This window comes from Tenacibaculum maritimum NCIMB 2154 (assembly GCF_900119795.1).
Lineage (GTDB): Bacteria > Bacteroidota > Bacteroidia > Flavobacteriales > Flavobacteriaceae > Polaribacter > Polaribacter maritimus.
In genome coordinates this window covers 386,401-409,027 of record NZ_LT634361.1, presented here as the reverse complement: position 1 = coordinate 409,027, position 22,627 = coordinate 386,401, and the positions used below count along the sequence as shown (strand labels likewise).

At 32.9% G+C, this 22,627-nt stretch carries 22 protein-coding genes; 12 read left to right on the top strand and 10 right to left on the bottom strand.

The annotated features are described in order from the left end of the window. Positions 1–7: 7 nt before the first annotated feature. Both MARIT_RS01900 and MARIT_RS01895 read right to left on the bottom strand, forming a co-directional pair. Positions 8–721, bottom strand: coding sequence for a MotA/TolQ/ExbB proton channel family protein (locus MARIT_RS01900; RefSeq protein WP_024740090.1), 714 nt, complete (start codon positions 719–721; stop codon positions 8–10). Between the two features lie 239 nt (positions 722–960). Continuing rightward, on the bottom strand, positions 961–2,001 hold the full coding sequence (locus MARIT_RS01895; RefSeq protein WP_100210616.1) for an asparaginase: 1,041 nt from the start codon (positions 1,999–2,001) through the stop codon (positions 961–963). Positions 2,002–2,096: 95 nt separating this feature from the next. Here MARIT_RS01895 and MARIT_RS01890 point away from each other — a divergent pair, with 95 nt between their 5' ends. Next, complete coding sequence (locus MARIT_RS01890) at positions 2,097–2,795, top strand: zinc metallopeptidase (RefSeq protein WP_024740088.1); 699 nt, start codon at positions 2,097–2,099, stop codon at positions 2,793–2,795. A gap of 79 nt (positions 2,796–2,874) precedes the next feature. Here MARIT_RS01890 and lepA read toward each other — a convergent pair whose 3' ends face one another. Continuing rightward, the gene (lepA, locus tag MARIT_RS01885) at positions 2,875–4,671 is read right to left on the bottom strand and encodes a translation elongation factor 4 (RefSeq protein WP_024740087.1); all 1,797 of its coding nucleotides are present in this window, start codon (positions 4,669–4,671) and stop codon (positions 2,875–2,877) included. Positions 4,672–4,783: 112 nt separating this feature from the next. Here lepA and dusB point away from each other — a divergent pair, with 112 nt between their 5' ends. The 3 genes from dusB to MARIT_RS01875 all read left to right on the top strand — a co-directional run bounded on the left by dusB (position 4,784) and on the right by MARIT_RS01875 (position 6,387). Further along, the gene (gene dusB, locus MARIT_RS01880) at positions 4,784–5,788 is read left to right on the top strand and encodes a tRNA dihydrouridine synthase DusB (RefSeq protein ID WP_100210615.1); all 1,005 of its coding nucleotides are present in this window, start codon (positions 4,784–4,786) and stop codon (positions 5,786–5,788) included. Between the two features lie 192 nt (positions 5,789–5,980). Continuing rightward, positions 5,981–6,127, top strand: a complete 147-nt coding sequence (locus MARIT_RS16145) for a hypothetical protein (protein ID WP_373852613.1) — start codon at positions 5,981–5,983, stop codon at positions 6,125–6,127. Further along, a complete protein-coding gene (locus MARIT_RS01875; RefSeq protein WP_306301117.1) occupies positions 6,061–6,387 on the top strand; it encodes a nuclear transport factor 2-like protein in 327 nt (108 codons plus the stop codon). The genes MARIT_RS16145 and MARIT_RS01875 overlap by 67 nt, the downstream gene beginning before the upstream one ends. 59 nt (positions 6,388–6,446) lie before the next feature. Here the strand turns inward: MARIT_RS01875 and MARIT_RS01870 are convergent, their stop codons facing one another. Both MARIT_RS01870 and rbfA read right to left on the bottom strand, forming a co-directional pair. Then, complete coding sequence (locus MARIT_RS01870) at positions 6,447–7,655, bottom strand: FtsX-like permease family protein (protein WP_038025223.1); 1,209 nt, start codon at positions 7,653–7,655, stop codon at positions 6,447–6,449. An 8-nt stretch (positions 7,656–7,663) separates the two neighbouring features. Next, positions 7,664–8,059 carry a 30S ribosome-binding factor RbfA gene (gene rbfA / locus MARIT_RS01865; protein ID WP_024740082.1) on the bottom strand — a complete coding sequence of 132 codons (396 nt, stop codon included), beginning with the start codon at positions 8,057–8,059 and terminating at the stop codon, positions 7,664–7,666. Positions 8,060–8,242: 183 nt separating this feature from the next. Here rbfA and mce point away from each other — a divergent pair, with 183 nt between their 5' ends. From mce to truB, 5 genes are all read left to right on the top strand, one after another. After that, positions 8,243–8,644, top strand: coding sequence for a methylmalonyl-CoA epimerase (mce, locus tag MARIT_RS01860; protein ID WP_100210614.1), 402 nt, complete (start codon positions 8,243–8,245; stop codon positions 8,642–8,644). A gap of 63 nt (positions 8,645–8,707) precedes the next feature. After that, on the top strand, positions 8,708–9,586 hold the full coding sequence (locus tag MARIT_RS01855) for a cell division protein FtsX (protein WP_100210613.1): 879 nt from the start codon (positions 8,708–8,710) through the stop codon (positions 9,584–9,586). 1 nt (position 9,587) lies between these two features. Continuing rightward, positions 9,588–9,833 (top strand): DUF3098 domain-containing protein, encoded by a 246-nt coding sequence (locus MARIT_RS01850; RefSeq protein ID WP_100210612.1) that lies wholly within the window; start codon positions 9,588–9,590, stop codon positions 9,831–9,833. 2 nt (positions 9,834–9,835) lie between these two features. Then, positions 9,836–10,645 (top strand): undecaprenyl-diphosphate phosphatase, encoded by an 810-nt coding sequence (locus MARIT_RS01845; RefSeq protein ID WP_100210611.1) that lies wholly within the window; start codon positions 9,836–9,838, stop codon positions 10,643–10,645. After that, complete coding sequence (truB, locus tag MARIT_RS01840; RefSeq protein ID WP_100210610.1) at positions 10,645–11,331, top strand: tRNA pseudouridine(55) synthase TruB; 687 nt, start codon at positions 10,645–10,647, stop codon at positions 11,329–11,331. Before MARIT_RS01845 ends, truB begins: the two co-directional genes overlap by 1 nt. Before the next feature lie 17 nt (positions 11,332–11,348). On the opposite strand, the gene MARIT_RS01835 is transcribed toward truB, so the two are convergent. The 3 genes from MARIT_RS01835 to MARIT_RS01825 form a co-directional block, all read right to left on the bottom strand. After that, complete coding sequence (locus MARIT_RS01835) at positions 11,349–11,828, bottom strand: hypothetical protein (RefSeq protein ID WP_024740077.1); 480 nt, start codon at positions 11,826–11,828, stop codon at positions 11,349–11,351. A 68-nt stretch (positions 11,829–11,896) separates the two neighbouring features. Then, positions 11,897–12,514, bottom strand: a complete 618-nt coding sequence (locus tag MARIT_RS01830; RefSeq protein ID WP_100210609.1) for a thioredoxin family protein — start codon at positions 12,512–12,514, stop codon at positions 11,897–11,899. 99 nt (positions 12,515–12,613) lie between these two features. After that, a complete protein-coding gene (locus MARIT_RS01825; protein WP_100210608.1) occupies positions 12,614–13,582 on the bottom strand; it encodes an NAD-dependent epimerase/dehydratase family protein in 969 nt (322 codons plus the stop codon). A gap of 284 nt (positions 13,583–13,866) precedes the next feature. Here MARIT_RS01825 and MARIT_RS01820 point away from each other — a divergent pair, with 284 nt between their 5' ends. Genes MARIT_RS01820 through MARIT_RS01810 form a run of 3 tightly spaced genes read left to right on the top strand, consistent with a single transcriptional unit; the run spans position 13,867 to position 18,313 of the window. Further along, on the top strand, positions 13,867–14,346 hold the full coding sequence (locus tag MARIT_RS01820) for a hypothetical protein (RefSeq protein ID WP_136437355.1): 480 nt from the start codon (positions 13,867–13,869) through the stop codon (positions 14,344–14,346). 4 nt (positions 14,347–14,350) lie between these two features. Next, on the top strand, positions 14,351–14,875 hold the full coding sequence (locus MARIT_RS01815) for a nuclear transport factor 2 family protein (RefSeq protein WP_100210607.1): 525 nt from the start codon (positions 14,351–14,353) through the stop codon (positions 14,873–14,875). Between the two features lie 21 nt (positions 14,876–14,896). After that, a complete protein-coding gene (locus tag MARIT_RS01810; RefSeq protein WP_100210606.1) occupies positions 14,897–18,313 on the top strand; it encodes a T9SS type A sorting domain-containing protein in 3,417 nt (1,138 codons plus the stop codon). Between the two features lie 63 nt (positions 18,314–18,376). Here MARIT_RS01810 and MARIT_RS01805 read toward each other — a convergent pair whose 3' ends face one another. Next, a complete protein-coding gene (locus MARIT_RS01805) occupies positions 18,377–18,811 on the bottom strand; it encodes a regulatory protein RecX (protein ID WP_231975178.1) in 435 nt (144 codons plus the stop codon). Positions 18,812–19,115: 304 nt separating this feature from the next. Then, positions 19,116–22,583 (bottom strand): efflux RND transporter permease subunit, encoded by a 3,468-nt coding sequence (locus tag MARIT_RS01800; RefSeq protein WP_024740071.1) that lies wholly within the window; start codon positions 22,581–22,583, stop codon positions 19,116–19,118. Between the last annotated feature and the right edge of the window lie 44 nt (positions 22,584–22,627).

The window sequence follows — 22,627 nt, the reverse complement described above, 5'->3', positions numbered from 1 at the left end:
GGATTTCTTATTTTTTATACTTAGCTAATAAATCTACTAAAGAAATAGAAGCGTCTTCCATGTTATTTACAATACTATCTACTTTAGAGATAATGTAATTGTAAAAAATTTGTAAGATAATTGCTACTACTAAACCAAATACAGTCGTTAAAAGTGCTACTTTAATACCACCTGCAACTACCGCTGGAGAAATATCATTTGCTACTGCAATTGCATCAAATGCTCCAATCATACCAATTACCGTTCCCATAAATCCTAACATCGGTGCTAAAGCAATAAATAAAGAAATCCAAGAAATATTTTTTTCTAATAATCCCATTTGTACACCTCCATAACCTACAACTGCTTTTTCAACAGCGTCGATTCCTTCATCAGATCTTTCTAAACCTTGATAAAAAATAGATGCTACAGGTCCTTTTGTATTTCTACAAACCTCTTTTGCTGCTTCTACCCCTCCAGAACTTAATGCATCATCTACACTTGCAACTAATTTCTTTGTATTAGTAGTTGCCATATTCAAATAAATAATTCTTTCAATTGCAATAGCTAAACCTAAAATTAAAGCTACTAATACAATCCCCATGAATACTGGGCCCCCTTCGATAAAACGTTGTTTTAATTCTTGGTGAAAAGTTTTTTCTGCCTCTTGTGCAAAAGTCGATTGGATTGCTCCAAAAAACATAAATCCTGCAATAGTTAGAATATTCACTGCTTTTTTCATTTTGATATAATTAATTTAAATAGTTAACGGGTTAAAAATACATATTTTACTATAAAAAACACAAAAAAACATCATTGACCTTATCCTTTCTGTAAGCTATTTAATGCTTTTTTTGAGTTTTCAGAGTGCCAAATAACAAAAAATTGTTGGTTCATTAAAAAAAAAGGGGAGGTATTTATGTTAAAAATACACATTTCTTGTATTTTTCCTATAAATTCAGTGAATTATTTTCACTCTTTTCATATTTTATCACTTATTTCTCCTCTCAAAGAAGTTTCAAAAACCATTTTAAACGCTTTTTTATTTAATTTTTCTCCTAAAAGATACATCATTTTTGCAATTGCCGCTTCAGTTGTAATATCTTTTCCATCTACAATACCTATATTTTGCAATGCAATGCTAGTTTCGTAATGCCCTAAAATTACACTGCCTCCTGCACATTGAGTTACATTCACAATGTTTATCCCTTTTGAGATAGCTTCCTTTAACAATTCTAAAAACCATTCGTATGTAGGTGCATTTCCAGCCCCGTATGTTTCTAGTACCATCCCCTTTAAATTAGGAATATTAATAACACTTTCTACAATTGCCTTGGTAATACCTGGAAATAATTTTAGTATCACAATATTAGCTTCAAGTTCTTTTCTTACTATTAATTTCATAGCACGATCAGATGTTCTGTACAACAAATGATTATTAAAACTCAAATGCACCCCACTTTCTGCTAGAGGTGCATAATTCATTGAAGTAAAAGCTTCAAACTGCTCTGCATTTATTTTTGTTGTTCTATTCGCTCTGTACAATTTATATTCAAAATACAAACATACTTCTGATATCACAGGTCTTCCTCCTTTTCTTGAAGAAGCTATTTCAATAGAGGTTATTAAATTTTCTTTGGCATCTGTTCTTAAATCTCCTATAGGTAATTGAGATCCTGTAAAAATTACAGGTTTTTGCAAATTCTCAAACATAAAACTAATCACTGATGACGTGTAAGACATCGTATCTGAACCTGTTAAAACTACAAAACCATCAAAATTATCATAATTAGCCTCTATCGTTTCCGCTATTTGCACATAATAATAGGTGTTCATATTAGAAGAGTCTATTGGCTCTTTAAAAGATATCGTTTTTATATCACAGTTCAATTGTTGTAACTCTGGTATTTTTTCTAAAATCTGGCTAAAATCAAAAGCTTTTAATGCGTTTGTCTCATAGTCTTTTATCATACCTATAGTTCCTCCTGTATATAAAAGTAAGATTTTGGGTTTTATTGTCATTGTGTCATTTTTTTTATCAAATACCAAAATGGAATAATTTATGTTGTATGTTTACCAAACAAAAATGATATAAAATTTTTAAATAAAATATAATTATGATAGGTTTTTATGCTATAATAGGTATTATTTCTGTGGTTAGTTGGGCTGTAAGTAATACTCTAAAAAGAAAATTTAAAAAATACTCACAAGTTCACTTACGAAATGGTATGAGCGGTGCTGAAATTGCGGAAAAAATGCTAGCTGACCATGGAATTTCAGATGTTCAGGTAATTTCTACCCCTGGAATGCTTACCGATCATTACAATCCGCAAAATAAAACAGTAAATTTAAGCGAAGGAGTTTATCATCAAAGAAATGCTGCCGCTGCTGCCGTTGCAGCTCATGAAGTTGGACATGCTGTACAGCACGCACAAGCCTATGAATGGTTGCAAATGCGATCTAAACTAGTACCAATAGTAAGCATTACCTCTAACTTTTCTCAATGGATGATTATTGGAGGAATTGCTATTGGAATTGGTTCTGGCAACTCTCAAATTGGATTCATGATTGCCATTGCTGGTTTATTATTTATGGGAATGGGTACCTTATTTAGTTTTATTACTCTACCTGTGGAATACGATGCTAGTAATCGTGCTTTGGCTTGGTTAGAAAAGAAACATATTGTTACTCGTGAGGAACTAGCAGGTTCTAAAGATGCTTTAAAATGGGCTGCAAGAACTTATTTAGTTGCTGCCTTAGGTTCTTTGGCAATGCTTCTATATTGGGCAATGCGTATTTTAGCCAGTAGAGACTAATTACTTATATAAGATCAATATGAATAAAAAAAGCTTTAGGAAAAACCTAAAGCTTTTTTTATTATATAACCTACGCTTATTAATCATTCAATTTTAAGACAGCCATAAATGCCTCCTGAGGTATTTCAACATTACCTACTTGGCGCATACGTTTCTTACCTTTCTTTTGCTTTTCTAATAATTTACGTTTACGAGAAATATCTCCACCATAACATTTTGCAGTTACATCTTTACGCAATGCTTTTGTAGTTTCTCTTGCTATAATTTTTGCTCCAATAGCCGCTTGAATTGGAATATCAAATTGCTGACGTGGAATTAGTTCTTTTAGTTTTTCTGTTATTTTCTTACCTATCGTATAAGCATTATCTGCATGTAATAATGCTGAAAGTGCATCCACCGGTTGTCCATTTAATAAAATATCTACACGAACTAATTTCGATTTACGCATTCCTATAGGAGAATAATCAAAAGAAGCATACCCTTTAGATACTGTTTTTAAACGATCATAAAAGTCAAATACAATTTCTGCCAAAGGCATATCAAAAGTTAGCTCAACTCTTTCTGTTGTCAAATATGTTTGATTCGTTATGATGCCTCTTTTTTCAATACATAAGCTCATTACTTGCCCTACAAAATCAGACTTTGTAATGATTGAAGCTTTGATAAAAGGTTCTTCTACTCTATCCAATCGCGAAGGATCTGGCAAATCAGAAGGATTATTCAGCATGATGATCTCATCAGGGTTCTTTTTTGTATATGCATGATAACTTACGTTAGGCACCGTTGTTATCACCGTCATATTAAACTCACGTTCTAAGCGTTCTTGGATAATTTCCATATGTAACATCCCTAAGAAACCACATCGAAAACCAAATCCTAAAGCCGCTGAACTTTCTGGTTGAAATACCAAAGAAGCATCATTCAATTGTAATTTTTCCATAGAATAACGAAGCTCCTCATAATCTTCTGTATCTACTGGATAAATCCCAGCAAAAACCATTGGTTTTACATCTTCAAAACCATCTATTACTTCTGTTGTTGGATTTGCTGCATCTGTAATTGTATCTCCTACTTTTACTTCCTTTGCTGTTTTAATCCCTGTAATCAAATATCCTACATCTCCCGTTTTTACAGATTTTTTAACAACTTGCTCTAATTTCAATGTTCCTACCTCATCCGCAAAATACTCATTATCAGTTGCCATAAATTTGATACGCTGCCCCTTCTTAATTTCTCCATTGATGACACGAAAATACGTTTCAATTCCTCTATACGAATTATACACAGAATCAAAAATAAGCGCTTGTAACGGCGCTTCGGGATCTCCTTTTGGAGCAGGAATCCTGTCAATGATAGCGGCTAAAATATTAGCTACCCCAAAACCTGTTTTTCCACTTGCGTGAATTACCTCTTCTGGATCACAACCTAACAAATCTACAATATCATCCGTCACTTCCTCTGGATTAGCAGAAGGTAAATCAACCTTATTCAAAACAGGTATAATTTCTAAATCATTATCTAAAGCTAAATATAAATTAGATATTGTTTGCGCTTGTATGCTCTGCGCTGCATCTACAATCAACAAAGCTCCCTCACAAGCTGCAATGGAACGAGAAACTTCATAAGAAAAATCTACATGTCCAGGAGTATCAATTAAATTCAAGATATATTCTTCTCCTTTATATTTATACTCCATCTGGATAGCATGCGATTTTATGGTGATACCACGTTCACGCTCCAAATCCATATTATCTAATAGTTGATTTTGTTTTTCACGCTCCGAAACCGCTCCGGTATAATCCAGTAACCTATCAGCAAGCGTACTTTTTCCATGATCTATATGTGCAATAATGCAAAAGTTTCTTATGTTCTTCATCTACTTTTCTAACTTCTTATATCCGACAAAGATACGCTATTGCATTGCTCTGTACAATTAAAAGTTTTATTCAGTAAAAAATAAAAAGTACCTTTGCACTGAATTCATATTTATGGTAAGAATAGGCAATATAGAACTTCCTGATTTTCCGCTATTATTAGCGCCAATGGAAGATGTAAGTGATCCTCCTTTTAGAGCTTTATGTAAAGAGCAAGGAGCAGATGTGGTATATACTGAATTTATTTCTAGTGAAGGATTGATTCGTGACGCGGCAAAAAGCGTTATGAAATTAGATATCTACGAAAAGGAACGACCTGTAGGTATTCAAATTTTTGGAGCTAATTTGGATTCCATGTTACGCTCCGTCGAAATTGTTGAAAAAACAAAGCCAGATATTATAGATATCAATTTTGGTTGCCCCGTTAAAAAAGTTGTTTCTAAAGGTGCTGGAGCTGGTATTTTAAAAGATATCGACTTAATGGTTGCGCTTACAGAAGCAATGGTGAAACATACAAATTTGCCAATTACTGTAAAAACGCGCTTAGGATGGGATCATGATTCTATCAAAATTGTAGAAGTTGCTGAACGACTACAAGACGTTGGATGTAAAGCAATTGCTATTCATGGAAGAACTCGTGCTCAAATGTACAAGGGAGAAGCTGACTGGACAAAGATTGCAGAAGTAAAAAACAACCAAAGAATGCATATTCCTGTGTTTGGTAACGGCGATGTAAACTCTCCTGAGAGAGCTATGGAAATGCGTGATAAATATGATTTAGATGGTTGTATGATTGGACGCGCCTCTATTGGCTATCCTTGGTTTTTTAATGAAGTAAAACACTATTTCAAAACCGGAAAACACTTAGCCAAACCCACCATTGCAGAACGCGTAGAAATGGCGCGTCGTCATTTAAAAATGGCGATAGATTGGAAGGGAGAAACTCTAGGTGTTTTTGAAACGAGAAGGCATTATACGAATTACTTTAAAGGAATTCCTCATTTTAAAGAGTACCGCATGAAAATGGTTACTTCTGATGCTCCTAAAGATGTGTTTGATACTTTTAATGAAGTAGAATCTAAGTTTGGAAACACCAGTATTTCTGACATAAAACAATAATTGTAGTTTCTCTATAAAAAACAATGTTATTTATCAGCAAAAACTATAATCAATCTAGTTAAATTGATTATAGTTTTTGTTAATTTAGTACCGTTTAAAAGCGATATTAAATTTTAAAGATAAAATGAACGATAGCATAAAGAATTAATTCAGAAATTCTATACTTCTTTCTCAAATGGCAACATCAAAGACATGACAGATTGTTACCATAAAGATATAACCTTTCAAGACCCTGTTTTTGGAAAATTAAAAGGGCAAAGGGCTATTAAAATGTGGGAAATGCTACTCTCCCCAGAAAAAAAGATAGTACAAAAGTTACTTTTAGCGATATTAAAGTAGATAGTAAAAACGGAAAAGCAAACTGGGTAGCTGAATACCTGTACTCAGAAACTAATAGAAAAGTCGTTAATAAAGTTAGTGCTGCATTTACATTCAAGGAAGGAAAAATAGCAACTCATACAGACTCCTTTGATCTTTGGAAATGGACCAAGCAGGCCATGGGACCCGTTGGCTATTTGATTGGATGGACCCCTTTCATGAAAAATAAAATACAAAAAGCAGCTAATCACAACTTAGATACTTTTATTAAAAGTAACTAACTATAAATCTAGAAGAAGAGTTCCTGCTTCCTTCAAAAAGGGATATTGGAACTCTTAATTTATTGCTCTATAAAGCTTTTAGAAATTCTACTACTAGCAATTTTGGAGGCTATAAAACCTAATAAAGTAATGGTCCCCATTACGATAAACAAATTGGTCCATCGAAATTCAACAGGATATGGCAAGCTTCTTGTAATCATGAACCACCCGAATTCTTTCTGTAAAAAGACTAAAACAACACCAATAGCAATCCCTATAAACATCCCTACTACTGTAAGTAAAAACCCTTGCAAAACAAAGATCCTTTTAATATCATTTACAGTAGCACCAATGTTAAGCAATGTTTTTAGGTTCTGACGTTTATCTATAATCATCATTATGATTGCTCCCACAACATTGAATAATGCTATGATAACGATCAATGTAAATATCAAATAAGACACAAAGTTTTCCGTATTAATAACTTTATAAAACAATGCATTTAATTCTGCTTTTGTTTGCACCCTAAAATTTCCTCCTAGTTTTTTTTGCAATTTATTTTTTACTTCTTTTGCAACTAAACTATTCTTTAATTTAATTTCTATTGCTGTTAATTGATTTTCTTTATACCTCAATAAATCTTGAGCCAAAAGTATATCTACAAATACAAATTTATTCTCAAATTCCTCATTCCCAGAATACAATCCTATAATTTGAGCCTTCACTTTATTAAATGCTGCTGCTGGATTCATGATATATCCTTTTCCTGGTTTAGGGACGTATATTTCTAAAGGCTCACTGTAATTTAAAATCCCTAACGAAAGTTTATTTGAGATTCCATTTCCTAATACCGCCATATTTTTAAACTCAGGATCCAACCATTGTCCTAAAAATAAGGCTGAATCAATTTGAGTAATTTTATTATACCCCGTATCAACTCCCTTTATCTGAGCAATATGTTCTTTGTCTTTATACTTTAAAAAAACGCGCTCTTCTACCACACGTGAAAATAGCTTCACCTCCGAAGCTCCTTCTAAAACCTTCTGTATTTCATCTGTAAAAAAAAATGATTTCCCTTTAGCTGCTGATATTTTTATATCAGGATCTGAAGTAGCCAATAATGAATCACTAAACGTTCTTAATCCAGAGAAGCCCGACAAGATAATAAACAATGCCAACGAACCAACAATTACACCGAAAGATGCAATCAATGTAATTATATTAATAGCGTTATTACTTGCTTTGGTAAACAGATATCGCTTTGCTATATAGTATGGGAATCGGAGCAATTTAAGCACTAACGTTTTTTACGACGCGGTAAAACATCTGGATTCTTAATAGGATCAATATTATCCCCTTTTAAAGACTTATCTATTCCTTCGATATAATCTAGAGAATCATCTCCAAAAAACAATAGTTCAGGCATACGTCTTAACTGATGACGTGTACGTTTTGCCATTTCATACCTAATTAATGGCGTATTGGAAGTAACTCCTTTAATAATTTCGTCTCTTCTTTCTGAAGGAAAAACGCTCAAATGAACCTTTGCAATCCCTAAATCTGAAGTCACGGAAACCCTCGAAACTGAAATAATCACTCCTTTCATTCCATCTTGCGCTGCTTTTTGCAGCACATCTACCAAATCTTTTTGCAGCACTCCTGCAATCTTTCGTTGTCTATTTGTTTCTTCCATGTTGCAAATTTACTGATTATTTTATTGCAGAAAGCAACAATAATCAATCCAAACTAATAAAATCTATAAAATTCCTCTTTTTCTTGCCCCATCCAACTTTCGTCAATTTGGTCTTACCTATTCATACATTTTTTCTTTAACTTAAACGCTTTCAAGTTCAAAAAGCTTTTTTACTTTTATCACATGAAAAAAATAGAACACATTGGAATAGCCGTCAAAAGTATCACAAGTTCAAACCAGCTCTTTGCTTCACTTTTTGGAAAAGCACATTATAAGATCGAGGAGGTTCTTAGTGAAGGCGTAAAAACTTCTTTTTTTGAGGTAGGCCCAAATAAAATAGAGCTATTAGAAGCTACCAACCCAGAAAGTCCTATTGCTAAATTTATTGAAAAGAAAGGAGAAGGTATTCACCATATCGCTTTTGCTGTAGATGATATTCAAGCAGAAATAAAGCGCTTACAAGGAGAAGGTTTCACTATATTAAATAAAAAACCTAAAAAAGGAGCAGACAACAAGCTTGTTTCTTTTTTACATCCAAAAACAACCAACGGGGTTTTAGTTGAATTATGTCAAGATATTAAATAAGTATTTTTTAAAAAAACAAGCTATATATTCGTACCTTTCGGACCTGAAAATCATAGAATAATAATGAGTACCTCTTTCGATTCTTTTCAAAAACGACGTTTACAATCTTCTTATATATCTGTAACAATAAGTATTGCCCTAGTTTTATTTATGATTGGTGTTTTGGGGTTAATTCTATTAAAATCAACGAAGGTAGCAAATCACTTCAAAGAGAAAGTTGCTATTTCTATCTTTTTAAAGGATCATGTGGATAGTAAGCAAGCCGAAGCACTAAAAAGTTCACTCTTAAAAGAAGCGTTTGCTAAAAAAGTGTACTACATCACTAAAGAAGAGGCTGCAAATTCTTATAAGAAAGATTTAGGGGAAGATTTTTTAAAGTTCTTAGGAGATAATCCCTTAAAAAATGGAATTGACATTTATTTAAAGGCTGCTTATGTAACTCCTGAAAAGATGGCTAACATTGAAAAAGAACTGGCTAAAAATAATTTTGTTTATGAAATTAATTACGACAAACCTTTAGTACAATTATTAACAAAAAACATCCAAAAAATCAGCTTCTGGCTATTAGTTTTGAGTGGCTTCTTTGGTATTGTTGCAATCATTCTTATCAATAGCTCTATTCGTTTATCTATTTATGCTAAACGTTTTAATATAAAAACTATGCAAATGGTAGGAGCTACTAAAAGTTTTATTCGTAAACCTTTTATTTGGCAAAGCATCAAACTGGGGTTTTTAGGAGCTACCCTAGCCCTTATTGGATTAGGATTTTTAATTTACTATGTAGATCAATACATACCAACATTAGAACTTTTAAGCGATTATATTTCTATAAGCTATGTTGCTGGAGGGATTTTAATAGCTGCCTTTATCATAACTAGCTTAAGTACATTTTTTGCTACACAACGTTTTTTAAATTTACAAACAAACGATCTTTATTACTAAGATGAAAGAAAATAAACACTCACAAAAATCTCAATTTTTATTTGGGAAAAGAAATTATATGTTCATGCTAATTGGTATTGCCATCATTGCTCTAGGTTTTATACTCATGGCAGGAGGAGGAAGCGAAAATCCAGCCGTTTTTAATCCCGAAATTTATAATTGGCGAAGAATTCGATTAGCTCCCACACTTGTAATTATTGGTTTCGGTATTGAAATTTATGCTATTTTAGCCGATCCAAAAAAATAAGCATGCATTTAATTGAAGCTATTATCTTAGCCATTATTGAAGGAATTACTGAATACCTTCCTGTTTCTTCAACAGGACATATGATTATTGCTTCCTCTTTTATGAGGATTGCAACTGATGATTTTACAAAGCTTTTCACCATCGTTATTCAACTAGGAGCTATTTTAGCTGTTTTAGTTTTATACTGGAAACGATTTTTCCAAAGCCTTGATTTTTATCTTAAACTGCTCGTTGCTTTTATTCCTGCTGTTATTTTAGGATTGTTATTAAACGACATTATTGATGACCTCCTAGAGAGCCCTATTACCGTTGCTATCTCATTAATTATAGGGGGTTTTATTCTTTTAAAGGTTGACGATTGGTTTAAAGCGAATGAAGTTTTTGATAAAAGAAACCCTACTGCACACACAGAAATAAGCTACCTTACTGCTCTAAAAATAGGTTTTTTTCAATGCCTAGCAATGATTCCTGGAACCTCTAGAAGTGGAGCTAGTATTGTAGGTGGTATGACTCAAAAAATAAATAGAAAAACAGCTGCTGAGTTTTCTTTTTTTCTAGCTGTTCCTACAATGCTAGGGGCGACTGCTAAAAAAACATACGATTACTATAAAGCGGGATTTATGATTTCTTCTGAGCAAATTAACTATCTAATTATTGGAAATATAGTAGCTTTTATTGTTGCTTTAATTGCTATTAAGTCTTTTATAGACTACTTAAGTAAAAAAGGATTCAAGCTTTTTGGATATTATCGAATTGTTCTTGGATTTACATTACTCATCATTCATTTTTTTATCTATAAACTATCTATTTAATGAAGACTGCTGAAGATTATAAGAACGGACAAGTTTTACTGATAGACAAACCTTTAGAATGGACTTCTTTTCAAGTTGTAAATAAATTGCGTTGGCATATTCGAAAGCATTTTAATATCAAAAAGATAAAAGTAGGTCATGCAGGTACTTTAGATCCCCTAGCAACTGGTTTATTAATTATTTGTACAGGTAAACAAACTAAGAACATTAATGAATACCAAGGCCAGGTAAAAGAATACACAGGAACTATTACCTTAGGGGCAACTACTCCAAGCTACGATTTGGAAACGGAGGTTAATGAAATTTTCCCTATTGATCATATTACTAGTAACCTAATTCATAATACTACAAATACTTTTATAGGAAAAACACATCAAAAACCACCTATTTTTTCAGCTATAAAAAAAGAAGGGAAGCGACTTTACGAGCTAGCTAGAAAAGGCGAAACAACCGAAATAAAATCTAGAGAAGTAGAAATTACTGAATTTGAAATCACAAAAATAGACTTTCCTAAAGTAGATTTTAGGGTTGTTTGTAGCAAAGGAACTTATATTCGCTCTTTAGCTTATGACTTCGGACTAGCTTTAAACTCAGGAGCACATTTATCTGCCTTAAGAAGAACTAAAATTGGTAATTTTTCTACTGAAAATGCAAAAAGCATTGACCAATTTATTGAAAGTTTATAAGATTATTAAATACAATTTTATAAAAACCTCTTATACCAACTATCTTTAATTGGAACTTCCCAATAGTTTTCTAATTCGTATTTTGTTTGAATTAAGTTATCAAAAACAATACTTTTACCTGTAATTGCTTTATTTTTAAGTAGCTTTTTAAAATCTTTCAGATCTTTATATTGGACGAACTCTCCTTGCTTAAAACATACATTCATCTTATCTAGTAATGCAACTTTAAAAACCTGCTCCAATTCTAAAATAAAAGTAACTTGTTTATCTATATCAGAGCTTAATAGCGATACTCCTTCTTCAACCAAAAAAACAATAAACCTATTGTAAAACAACTTATATGACACTTTAAAATTTTCATCATCGTGCTTCCAAGTACTCGCAAATCCCTTCAGTTTATCATCTAGCTCTTCCAGTTCTTGAGAATAAAATTTTCTATTAGATGGATAGACCCAAATTTTAGCATCTTCTGACAACTCATCATATTTTACAAACATATTTGCTTCTTTTTATGCTACAAAGATACCTTTTTACAAAAGCTTATCTACCAAAAAACAAATTGATTTTAAGAACAACTCACCGCCTTATGCTCTTTTTCCAATATAGAAATAATGTCTTTTTGAACATTAATCCCTTTATCCTTATTATACCAAACTTGCAAGTCTTTCTTAAACTCAGCATCCAAGCTTCCTTTTTCTTTTTTATAGTCTGCAACCATTTTTGTAGCTATACTCGGCCGTGGCCCCCAAGAATCAAGTACCTTTTTATCTTCATCTAAAATAATAAGTTTAGGAATTGCCCTACCTCCATTCGTTAAAAACTCATCCATTAAATCTAAGTTTTCATCACGCAGTACCAGTTTGAGATCTATCAGCGGGTGTTCAGCTGCAAGTTTATTGATAACAGGAAGATTTTGGGCTGCATCACCACACCATCCTTCTGTAATAACCAACCATGTTTGTGGCGATTTGATTTCCTTAAGAGATTCGATGCTCTCTTCTGAAAGCTTGGTCGTTTTATCCAAACGCTTCATTCTCCTATCATTAAGCAAACTATAATTTAATAATGCTTCTGACTGATGTACTCCAGTAGATTTGTTATCAGCTAATAGATTACTGACTAAACTTCTATATTCACCATACGAATACGCTTTTTGCAAGCTTTTTTTGATAAGTTCTTTCATTATATATATTATTATCGAGATATTTTTACACTGTGTTTATTGTATTAAACCATCCCTTTATTATAAATACATATAAATAGACGAAAGAATAAAATAATCTTACAATTCTGTTAAAGTGTTTTCTTTTTTAGCCCTTAAATTTGTAATGATATCCTTTGTCATTAAAGGCAAATCAAACTGATGGCTCCACCCCCAATCTTCTCTAGCACTAGAATCATCTATTACTTGTGGCCAGCTATCAGCAATAGCTTGCCTAAAATCTGGAGCATACGTTATATTAAAATTCGGAACATATGCTTGAATTTCTCTAGCAATTTCTTCAGGAGTAAAACTAATTGCAGATAAATTATAAGAAGTTCTTAATTTAATATCACTTTTATCTGCTTGCATAATTTTAATTGTTGCATTAATTGCATCATCCATATACATCATTGGCAAGCGTGTATCTTTTGACAAAAAACACTCATACGTCCCTTTTCTTAAAGCTTCGAAATAAATATCTACAGCATAATCTGTAGTGCCACCACCTGGTAAAGTTTTCCAACTTATAATCCCAGGGTAACGAATGCTCCTCACATCCACTCCATATTTCTCATGGTAATAGTTACACCAGTGTTCTCCTGCCACTTTACTTATCCCATAAACAGTAGATGGCTCCATGATAGTTTGCTGAGGCGTATTAATTTTTGGAGATGTAACTCCAAAAACAGCCATAGAACTAGGCCAATAGACCTTTTTAAGGTATTTTTCCTTTGCCAATTCTAGCACCCCTAATAAGGAAGTCATATTCAAATTCCATCCCTTCTGAGGATGTTTCTCTGCCGTAGCTGAAAGCATTGCTGCCATTAAATAAACTTCAGTTACCTTATACTTTTGGATAACCTCCAAAATACCTTTTTTATCTGTTGCATCAAGAATCTCAAAAATTCCTGACTCCATCATTTCAGGGCTTCCTTCTCGTATATCTGAGGCTATAACGTTTTTATCTCCATAGATCTCTCTCAGTTTCTGGGTTAACTCTATACCTATTTGCCCACAAGCTCCTAAAATTAATATGGTATCACTCATTCTCAAAAATTCAAAAATAAAAGAACACAAAGGTACTTATTTTTCATATTCATAAAACTCTTTTCTAAAAAATTAACAATTCGCAATTATGTATAATTACTCACTTATATTGATAACTTTATTCTTCTTCAAAATGTCTTAAAAGATAAAAAAAATGTAATTTAGCGTCCCACAAACTTCAAACTATGCAAAACAAGCACCTTTGTGTTCTCTTTCTTATAATCATAATCTACGCCTGTAAAAAAGAAAAAAAAAGTGAAATACAAGACCCTAAAAAGTCTGAAATGAGCATTGCCAAAACTCACGTTACAAAAACTTCTTTAAACTCAGAGGCGGTAAAAAAAACAAAGGATTGGAAGGAGTATAAGAACCTTAACGAATTTATAATTCGCTTTAAAAATACTTCTCCTAATGATGCCTTGAACAATGCTTTAGAATTAAAGGCCCTCGTAAAAAACCTTAAAGATAGCATACGCATCTCAGAGTTAAAAACCCCCGCTTTCAGAGCACGCCTCAACATTTTAGAAAATGAAACTTTACGCCTGGTGGACATGACATATATTACTGCAATAACAGCCGATCAAGTAAACCAACAAGTAGATAAAATCTTCTCTTTATACGGAAGTATTAACAGTAAAATAAACACCATTTATATAAAAAAACACTTTGATGACGACTTAGATTTAGTTATATTTAACAGCATGGATTCTGTTAGTAAAAAGCAAACAAATCTTAAGCATAAAAAGCCTAATAAACAATCTTAGTATAATGAATAAGTGCACTGTTCTTATAGGATTTGCTTTTTTAATCCTTACTTCCTGTAAGGTCTATAAAAAAACACTGACTAAAAAACATACTAAAAACACTGAAAAAGAGATAAATAACCTATTGAACAGCTGGCATAAAGCTGCTGAAGATGCTAACTACGCTGCTTATTTTAACAAAATGGATTCTACGGCCATTTTTATAGGTACTGATGCTTCTGAAAATTGGAAAAAAAAACAATTTGAAAAATTTAGTAAACCTTATTTTGAAAAAGGAAAAGCCTGGAATTTCACCCCTTTAGAAAGAAGTATCTACATTGATAAAACTAATTCTTTCGCTTGGTTTGATGAACTTTTAAATACTTGGATGGGAATTTGTAGAGGATCTGGGGTTTTAGAGAGAAACAATAATCACTGGAAAATTAAACATTATGTACTATCCGTAACAATACCCAATGACGATATCCAAAAAGTCATTCATGTGAAAAAAATAAATGACTCTTTATTTATCTCCAAAAACAATTATTAACTTTTCACCCCTTTAAATACAATGAAAAAAACACTTACTCTCTTCTTTTTGACTTTACCATTCTATATGTTTGGTCAACTGCAACAACAGGCTCCTTGGAACTTAAATTCCCCTAAAGCGAAAAGAAGCCACAAAAAAACTTTAAAGGAAATTTCAATAGCAGCCGAAGCTTATTTTAACACTATTGATCGAGATAAAAAAGGAAGCGGTTTAAAACCTTTTAAAAGATGGGAGCACCATTGGTCTCACTATTTAAAAGAAGACGGAACAGTTGCTCCTCCCCAAGACTTATGGGAGGCATGGAATCAAAAAAATGAAATGAACACTTCACAAGGAAAAAGAGACAATAGTAATTGGCTCCCATTAGGTCCATTTACAAACTCAAATACCTACAATGCTAATGATGCTAAGCAAACTGGGCAAGGTCGTGTTAATGCTATTGCCGTTGACCCTAGTAACTCAAATACCTACTACGTGGGTACTCCAGCTGGAGGAATATGGAAATCTACCGATGCTGGAATTAACTGGACTCCATTAACAGATTACCTTCCTCAAATAGGAGTTTCTGGAATTGCAATACATCCTACAAATTCTAACATTATTTATATTGCCACAGGTGATGATGATGCTGATAACTCTTACGCTGTAGGTGTATGGAAATCTATTGATGGAGGAACCACTTGGAATAAGACAGGAGACATTCCTGGAGACCCTAGCTCTATGAATGAAATTTATATTGATCCTAACGCTCCTGAAACTGTTTTAGTTGCTACAAATTCTGGAGTACAAAAAACAACAGATGGAGGAACCACTTGGGAAAGAAAACTAGATGAAAATATTATTGATTTGAAAATGAAACCAGGTGATGCTAGTACTTGGTATGCTGTTACCTCATCTAGCTTCTATAAATCAACAGATAATGGCGAAACATTTACTAGGAAAACAGTTTCTGGTCTTTTCAGTTCTAGTAGATTAACTATGGATGTAACCCCTGCTAATCCAGAATACGTATATATTGTAAGCGCTTCTAATAATAATAACGCTTTTAATGGTATTTATAAATCAACAGACAGTGGTGAATCTTTTAATAGAACCGCTGAAAGATCCGATATTTTTGGTAGCTCTCAAGCCTGGTATGATTTAGCTTTAACTGTTTCTTCAGATGACCCAGAAATTGTTTACGTTGGTGTTTTAGACCTTTGGAAATCTACTGATGGGGGTAATGATTTTACCAAAATTAATAGTTGGAGCAACCCTAATACAAGTACTTATACACATGCGGATATTCATTTTTTAAGATTTATGGATGGAAAATTTTTTGCTGGAACTGATGGAGGTATCTTTGTTTCTACTGATGAAGCTGTGAACTTTATAGATCTAACAAAAAACCTAGCTATTAGCCAATTTTATAGAATATCAGTGTCTTCTCTAAAATTGCATACAATAGCTGGTGGGCTACAAGACAATGGTGGATTTGGATTTTCAGATAACGAATGGAGAAATTACCACGGAGGTGATGGAATGGAAGGTGTTGTTGACCCTATAAACCCTAATATCTTTTATGGTTTTACTCAATATGGTGGTAGCCTTAACAAAACTAACGATGGAGGACAAACACAATCTCTTAACCTACGCTCCCCAAGTGGAGAAAGAGGGAATTGGGTTACCCCATTAACTATTAATAAAGACGGGGAGCTATATGCTGGATACAGTGAATTATATAAATTAGATAACAATCGTTGGACAAGAATATCCACTTCTCCTTTCGGAGATACTTTTGGAGGAAACCTCGACAAAGTTGAAATAGCTCCTAACAACACCAATAATATCATTACTTCCAATGACAATGTTTTATACAGGAGTACCAATAAAGGTGTTAATTTTTCTGAAATATCCTTCAACCATGGGCCTATTCAAGCCATCGCTATCAGTAGTCTTGACTCCGATATTGTATGGATTGTGACAAGAAATAATGTTTATAAATCAACTAATTTCTTTACAGAAAATACACCCACATTTACTGAAATTTCTTACAACCTGCCTCCTTTAGAGATAAAAATGTCTATAAAACACCATGAAAGAAGTAGCAATAATACTGTTTATTTAGGAACTTCTCTCGGCGTATATTACATTAGTGAAAATAGTACGGAATGGACTGTTTTTGATAACGGGCTTCCTAACCTTCAAATTACAGATTTGGATATTAACGAAGAAGATGCTAAACTATATGCTGCTACCTATGGTAGAGGTATTTTTGTTTCTGACATCCCTAAGGTACTTCCTGAAAATGATGTTCGCCTTTTATCTTTAAACAATCTTAATAATAGTTTAAATTGTAATGACACTGTAACTCCTGAAGTAACTGTGAGCAACCAAGGAACGCAAGACATCGCATCAATCACTTTTAATTATAATTTTGATGGAGGAGCTATGCAAAATTACACATGGTCTGGAAAATTAAGCTCCAATCAAAGCACTACTATTCCCTTACCAAGCTCAACGATTTCAATAGGAGACCATACAATAAATATTGAAGCAACAATTGACAATGACGCATATGCTTCAAATAACCTTGCTAAATCTAGTTTTATCATCAATCAATTTAACAACACTCCAACCGCAATCAATACTTTTGAAAACCCAGAAGATGAATTGTTAATCACCACAAACAATGCTACTATGTGGGAATTAGGAGTTCCGAACAAATCGATTCTTAAAGCTAACTCGGGAAAAGTTTATGTAACCAAACTTTCAGGAAACCACCCTGATCAAACCGTTGGTCATTTATATACCAAATGCTACGATTTAACTACCATTGCTGACCCTGTATTAAGATTCAAAATGGCATTTGACATTGAAAATGATTGGGATCATATGTATGTAGAATACTCTACAAATCAAGGACAAACTTGGGACATACTAGGGACTTCCGAAGATGATAATTGGTACAATAGTTCCGCTACTGTAAACGGGCTTCCTGGTAAACAATGGACAGGAGAAGGTGCTACTATTAACCCTATTGATAACCTACCTAACTCTGATGTAAAAGATTATAGTTACGACTTAGCTCCTTTCTCTCAAGAACAAAGTATTGTATTTAGGTTTAAATTTGTTGCTGACCAAGCTGAAAATAGAGAAGGTGTTCTTATAGATGATTTAGTTATTACAGGAACTTTGGCTGTTAATCAATTTGATGCTCTTTCAGAATCTATATTTATATACCCAAACCCTTCTGAAAACATTTTCAACATAGGTAACAAAACCTCTGACAAACTAAATATAAAAGTTTTCGATATGACAGGGAAACAGGTCTTCACCAAAGACAATATTAAAATGGATACTTACCGATTAAATTTGGACAACTATGCAAAAGGGATTTATTTCTTATACTTAAACATGAATGGGAAATCAAATACAAAAAAATTAATTTTAAAATAGCTCATCGCCAAGATCATTTAAAGTTGGCGTAAAAAAATAGCCTTTTCTGAAATTCAGAAAAGGCTATTTTTCTTTTAAGAAATCATTTATTGCCATAAACAACAGTTCATATTCATAACCTCTATATACCATATAATCCATAATTTTTTTCTTTCTTTTATATAGGTTTGTCTCCGAAATACTGTTATTTCTTTTCGTTATTAACTCATATAGTGTTGCCATATAATCATTTTCATCTATTTCTTTTAAAGCTATCCTAATATTATACGAAGAAACATCTCTTAACTTTAGCTCTCTAGTGATTCGTTGCTTTCCCCATTTTTTTATTCTAAATTTTCCTCTCGCAAAGCTTTTTGCAAAACGTTCTTCATTCAAAAAGCCGTCTTGAATTAAATCTATCAATATGGATGCTCTTGCTTCTGGAATTAGATTATATTCAGCTATTTTTTTTTCCACCTCTTTATGACACCTATCTTGATATACACAAAAAGATTCCATTTTCCTTTTGATCTCATTTACCGAAAAAACTTGCTTACTCATGCTACAAAAATACAATTACTTTCGCTACATCATCCAATCAATATAGAATCAACCTAAGCATCTGAATAACATATTAAAAATCATAATTACCTATCTTTAACAACTATAAGCTATACCAAACTTACAGTAACTTCACTTAAGGAAAAATCACCAAATACCATTCAAAAAAGAGCCATAATCGAAAAAGGCTGAAAGCTTTACACTTCCAACCTTTTTCTTTGTTAACAAAAACCAAAATAGTTTCTTAAAAATATAGTATTACTTAAGCGATGTTGCTTTTTAACCACATTTTAAATCTCATTATCAGGTAAAATAAAATAGGTACTACCACTAATGTTAAGAACGTTGCTATAAACAGACCATAAATTACCGTCCATGCTAAAGGACCCCAGAAAACAACATTATCTCCTCCTATATAAATATTAGGGTCAAACTCACTAAATAACGTAAAGAAATTAATATTAAAACCTGTTGCTAATGGGATTAACCCTAAAATGGTAGTAATGGCTGTTAATAATACTGGACGCAAACGTGCTTTACCACCTCTAACAATTGCTTCATTCAAAGATTTTACATCAATAAAATCATTTTTCCCAAGATGAAGTACTACCTTTTTGCGATCAATCAACAACTGCGTATAATCTAATAATACTACTCCATTATTCACTACGATACCTGCTAAAGAAATGATTCCCATCATTGTCATCATAATTACAAATGGTTTCCCTGTAATTATTAAGCCACCAAATACCCCTATCAAACTCAAGAAAATAGCCAACATAATAATGGCGGGTTTTGATATTGAATTAAACTGAAATATCAATATAAAAAAGATTAGTCCCAGTCCTACAAAAAATGCTCCCATCAAAAACAACATTTGTTTAGACTGCTCTTCTATTTGCCCTGTATAATCAATTTTAACATTTGCTGGTTTTTCCGTAAATGTTTTCATTTCATTCCTAATCACATCAACGATCGCAGCCGCATCTGTATATCCTGGAGCTAGTGCCGAATACACAGTAACTACCCTCTTTGTTTGCTTATGCTTAACTGCACTATATCCAGAAGTATTTGTTTGCTTAGAAATAGCAGAAATAGGAATTTCTTTTACCATCCCAGAAGTCATATCTCTAAATGTAATCTTTTGATTAAAAACAGCACTTGTGTTATATCTGTTCTCCTTATTAAAGCGCACATAAATATCGTAATCTTCTCCATTTTTCTTATATACCCCAGATTTAGAACCAAATATAGCATTACGTAACTGCTGCCCTACCTGTGCTGAACTAACTCCCAGCTCACCTGCTTTTTTACGATCTACATTTACCAACATCGAAGGCTTTGATTTATTAACATCTATTTTTAATTCATCTACCCCAGGAATACTCTTCGAATTGATAAAATCACGCATTTTTTCAGCAGTATTAATCAGTTCTGTATAATCTTTCCCTTCTAGCTCTATATTAATAGGATATCCTGCTGGAGGACCTACAGCTTCTTTTTCTACAGAAATAGCCAACCCAGGATATATTCCTTTTAAAGATTCTGTTATTTTCTTCTGTAATAATTTGCTATCAGCACCTTTTCTAAATTTATATTCACGCATAGAAGCCGTAATTTTTCCTCTATGTGGCATCTCAGCCGTAGATCCTCCATCTGTTTGGGGGTTTCCAGAACCTGCCCCAACTTGAGAAACAGCACTTTCTACCAAGAAATTGTATCCATTATCTACATATTCAGGCGCATTTAATATAGCATATACACGCGCTTCCAAATCTTGCATTATTGCATTTGTTTTTTCGATATCAGTTCCTTGCGGATACTCTATATACACTATAATCTGGTTTGGTGTATTATCTGGAAAAAATTCAACCTTTGTTCTTTTTTTCTCAATAGATTTCCCAAAACCTCCGAAAGAAAACACAAGCATAACTACAGTTAATACTGTTATTACCAAAGGTCTCCATCCCTTTAGCGCTCCTCTTAGAGTTGCTTCATAAATCCTTTCCCAAAGAGGTAATACTTTATTTTGAAACCCATTTACTAAAGGTCTCAATCCTATACGATACCCCCATAACATAATAGCTGTAAACACCATAACACTTCCTAAAGCTCGGTATTCACCACCAAAAATTAAAATCAATAATCCGATTCCCCCTACTATCGAAGAAAGTATAATGATACGTTTCAAAGGCATATTTTTATCTTCTGTACTCATAAATTGAGATACCATTACAGAATTAAAGAAAATAGCTACGAATAATGAAGAACCTAAAACTACGGATAATGTTACTGGAAAATAAATCATAAATTGCCCCATAACACCAGGCCACATACCAAGGGGCACAAATGCCGCTACCGTAGTTAACGTAGAAATAATAATAGGAAAAGCGATCTCTCCAATTCCTTTCTTAGCTGCTTCAATCCTAGGCATTCCTTCATCCATCAGACGATATACATTTTCTACCACTACAATACCATTATCTACCAACATTCCTAACCCCATTATCAAACCAAATAGAATCATCGTGTTCATTGTATATCCTAACCAGTTTAAAATCATTAAAGACATAAACATTGACATTGGAATTGCAAACCCTACAAATAATGCATTTTTAAATCCTAAGAAAAACATCAATACCAACACAACCAGTATGACTCCAAAAATGATATTATTAACCAAATCATCTACCTGCCCTATTGTTTTAGAAGATTGATCATTTGCTATGGTTACCTTTAAATTGCTTGGAAATATATCTTCTCTAGTTCTTTTAACGATCTCCCTAATTTTTTCAGCAGCCTCAACCATATTTTTACCAGAACGTTTTTTTACATCTAGCATAACCACAGGCTCTCCAAATTCACGCGCATACGTAGTTTTGTCTTTATCTTTAAAAGTAACCTTGGCAATATCTTTTAAATAAATAGCATTCCCTTTTTCAGACTTCACTACAAAATCCTGTAGTTCTTGAGGAACTTTAATTTCTCCCAATATACGAATTGTACGTCTCTGCCCGCTAGCTATTAAATTTCCAGCAGACATGGTCAAATTCCCTCCATTAATAGCATTAAGTATATCTTGAAAGCTTACTTTAGCAGCCATCATTTTATAAATATCAACAGCTACCTCCACTTCTTTCTCTTCTGCTCCACGAATATCTACCTTCTTAATTTCTGATAAATTTTCTATTTCATCTTCCAAATACTCTCCAAACTCTTTTAATTTATCCACAGGATAATCCCCAGAGATGTTTATATTCAAGATAGGCATCTCCTCAGAAATACTCAATTCAAAAACATTAGGCTCTACTTTAGCCCCATTAAAAGTAGGCCAATCCTCTCCTGATGTTTTTTGATCTATCTCATCCTTTACCTTTTGCTTTGCTTGATCTACAGATATATTTTCATCAAACTCAACAATGACCATAGATACATCTTCTTGAGAAGTGGAGGTTATTTCGATAACATTACTTACCGTTTTCAATTTTTCTTCTAACGGATCTGTAATTAGCTTCTCTATATCTTCTGCTGTATTTCCAGGGTAAATAGAGCTGATATAAATTTTTGTTCCCTTTATCTCAGGGAAATTTTCTCTAGGCATGCTCAAAAAAGCAGAAATACCTAGAAAAAGGATCAACACCATCATCACGTAGATGGTTGTTTTATTATTTATAGCCCAAGATGATAATCCAAACTCCTTATCAACTTGTTTTTTTTGTTTCTCAGTCATTTCTATCGTTATAAGTTTCGTATTTTAACCTTTTTTTAAAACAC